Annotated in this window: 2 protein-coding genes and 1 tRNA gene; all 3 read right to left on the bottom strand. The window is 45.4% G+C overall.

Annotation, left to right across the window (positions count from 1 at the left end):
• Nucleotides 1-115 precede the first annotated feature (115 nt).
• The 3 genes from HMPREF9446_RS10515 to feoB all read right to left on the bottom strand — a co-directional run bounded on the left by HMPREF9446_RS10515 (nt 116) and on the right by feoB (nt 2,945).
• Nucleotides 116-187: transfer RNA gene (locus HMPREF9446_RS10515), tRNA-Cys, on the bottom strand.
• Between the two features lie 74 nt (nt 188-261).
• The gene (locus HMPREF9446_RS19130; RefSeq protein WP_009125625.1) at nt 262-477 is read right to left on the bottom strand and encodes a hypothetical protein; all 216 of its coding nucleotides are present in this window, start codon (nt 475-477) and stop codon (nt 262-264) included.
• The gene (gene feoB, locus HMPREF9446_RS10510) at nt 474-2,945 is read right to left on the bottom strand and encodes a ferrous iron transport protein B (protein ID WP_009125624.1); all 2,472 of its coding nucleotides are present in this window, start codon (nt 2,943-2,945) and stop codon (nt 474-476) included. Before feoB ends, HMPREF9446_RS19130 begins: the two co-directional genes overlap by 4 nt.
• Nucleotides 2,946-3,126 lie beyond the last annotated feature (181 nt).

Here is a 3,126-nt window from a genome sequence, read left to right as displayed (position 1 = left end):
AATACAAAATCCCTCAGGTTTTTACGTTGACCCATCATCAAGGTGCTAAATCACTGAAAATCAATAAACGAAAAAAGCTCCGACCATTTCTGATCGGAGCTTTTTACCTGCTTTGAGGTTCCTGGCGGATTCGAACCGCCGTACACGGTTTTGCAGACCGCTGACTAAGCCACTCATCCAAGGAACCAAAATCAAGATTTTCAAGAACTCTTTATTTCTTGTTTGCGGATGCAAAGGTAGTACATTTTTTGAAACTACCAACTATCCGCAACAACTTTTCTTCTTTTTTTTCTGGTCCTTGCTACAATCCGTACGTTTCTCATCATACAATCTCTTTAATTCACAGCCACTTGCGCAATTTTCACAAGGATTGCTATTTTCCTTAGTACGACGAAAAAAAGAATAAACACTCATGCCAATCCGTACAGCACAGAGCAGCAACAGTAAACCTACTATCCATTCTTGCCAATTATTCATACAAACAAACCTCCTATCTGATAAACAGCAAAGGCCATCAGCCATGCCAACGCCGTAGTATAAAATGCCGCAAACAACGCCCACTTCCAACTGCCTGATTCTCCTTTAATGGCCGCCAACGTTGCAATACACGGAAAATAGATCAATACAAATATCATGTAACCGAAAGCCACCAGAGGAGTAACAGGAATACGCTGACCCAGGCTCACCGCATCCGCATCGGCGTCATCCGCATAAAGTACTCCAAGCGTGCTTACCACCAATTCCTTGGCACCGACGCCGGAAAGGATACCGATACCTAATTTCCAGTCGAATCCCAACGGAGCAATCACCGGTTCCATAGCCCTACCTATCTGGCCGATATAAGAGTGCTCCTGCTGCTCCGTAACACTTTCGTAATCATTGTGGCCAGGATAATAGCCCAATGCCCATATTACAATGGAAGCAATCATGATGACACCTCCCATCTTACGCAAATATTGCGCCCCTTTTTCCCAAGTGTGCCGAAAAATGGCTTTCGCGGTCGGCATACGATAAGGCGGAAGTTCCATAACAAACGGCGTATCATCCCCTTTCACCAGAAAACGGCAGAAAAGACGCGCCATTACCACTGCCAGCAAAATGCCGATGACATAGATAGTCAACAATACCAGGCTGGCATTGTTTGGGAAAAACGCACCTACCAACAATAAATAGATAGGCAGACGCGCACTGCACGACATCAAAGGGTTGATAAGCATGGTCACCAAACGGCTCTTGCGGTTTTCAATAGTGCGTGAAGCCATAATGGCCGGAACATTACAACCAAAGCCCATAATCAGCGGAATAAAAGATTTTCCGTGCAGGCCCATCTTATGCATTATCTTGTCCATAATAAAGGCGGCGCGTGCCATATATCCCGAATCCTCCATCAGAGAAATAAAGAAATACAGCAACAGTATATTCGGAAGAAAGACAATAACCCCTCCTACTCCGCCGATAATGCCATCTACCAGAAGGTCTTTCAGCGGACCTTCGGCCATGTTATCGTGGATCAGTTCACCAAGAGCCCCTACCAGCCACTCGATGCCTTGCATAGGATAGTCACCCAGCACGAAAGTCCCTTCGAACATCAGATACAGGAACAGAAAGAAAATAGGATATCCCCAAATGCGATGCGTCACAATCGAATCGATGATATGAGTGGTACGGGACGTATCTTTGTGATTATCCACGTACGTTTCACGCAACGCGCCTGCTATGAAACCATATTTGGCATCGGTCATGGCCTGTTCGCCCTCCTCATTCATCACTGCGCGAATGCGTTGCTCCTCCCGGTCACGAACTTCGATTATTTCCTTTCCGTTGGGAAGCTCCCTTACAATTCTTTCCAGGTCATCGTCATTTTCCAGCAGCTTGATAGCCAAGAAACGTGTGGAATACTTGTGGCGTATGTCTTCGTTGACACTGATGGCGCGCTTCACCTCCTCGATGCTCCGTTCCAGTTCCGGACCGTGATTGATGTGGATATGCCGATAGAAACCGCGCGGCCGTTCCCCCTCTTCCTTATGGCTGCCGAAACCGTGGTCCGGGACATATTCCTTATGCCAGTTGCGCAAGTCATTCAAGATATCGGCATGTACCTTGCCATGCTTGTCAAGAAAGTCTCCCCCTTCATACAGATTGATGATGAGATGAAACAGCTGGTCGATCCCCTTTCCGGAACGGCTGACGGTAGGAAGCATCGGAACACCGAACAATTGCCCCAGCTTTATATAATCCAACGTATTGCCACTGGCTTCCAGTTCATCGTACATGTTGAGCGCGATTACCATACGGACATTCATATCTATCAATTGCGTCGTAAGATAAAGATTGCGCTCCAGATTGGAAGAATCGACTACATTGATGATAATGTCCGGGGTTTCATCAATGATATGGCGGCGGACATAGATTTCTTCGGGAGAATAGGCTGAAAGAGAATAGGTGCCGGGAAGATCCACGATGCGAAAATGATATCCCTGAAAATCAAAGTAACCTTCTTTGGCATCTACAGTTACACCGCTGTAGTTACCTACGTGTTCGTGAGAACCGGAAGCAATATTGAAAAGAGAGGTCTTGCCGCAATTGGGATTCCCTACCAAAGCCACATTTATAGTGCGGCGCCTGCCTAAAGCAATACGCTTCAGCTGCTCTTCATCCAGATGGATGTCTTCACTCAATCCTTTATGGAAATCGGCGTTCACGCCTTGCCCCATAGCTTCCTGTTCGCTGATGATCTCTATCATTTCAGCTTCTTGCCGACGGAGTGAGATTTCATACCCCATTACCTTGTATTTGATAGGATCCCTCAACGGCGCATTCAGCAAGACTTCCACTGTCTTTCCTTTGATAAATCCCATTTCCACAATCCGTTTGCGGAAACCTCCGTGTCCCAGCACTTTTACGATTACACCTTTTTCACCGGTCTTCAATTCAGACAAACGCATAGTCTTTCTGCCTTTCTTTTTATTTTTGGGTACAAAGATAATGTTTATGAATACACGCTACAAATAATTTAGAATGTTTTTAAATAAGAAGAATACTGAAGATTAAGATTATAAACACGATAATCTATATAGAGAGGTACTAATAACTTATCGTCCGACATCTGTTGAATTATCGTCCGAC

This window comes from Bacteroides fluxus YIT 12057 (genome assembly GCF_000195635.1).
Lineage (GTDB): Bacteria > Bacteroidota > Bacteroidia > Bacteroidales > Bacteroidaceae > Bacteroides > Bacteroides fluxus.
Note: the sequence above shows the minus strand (reverse complement) of the source record. Positions and strands in the feature narration are given on the sequence as shown.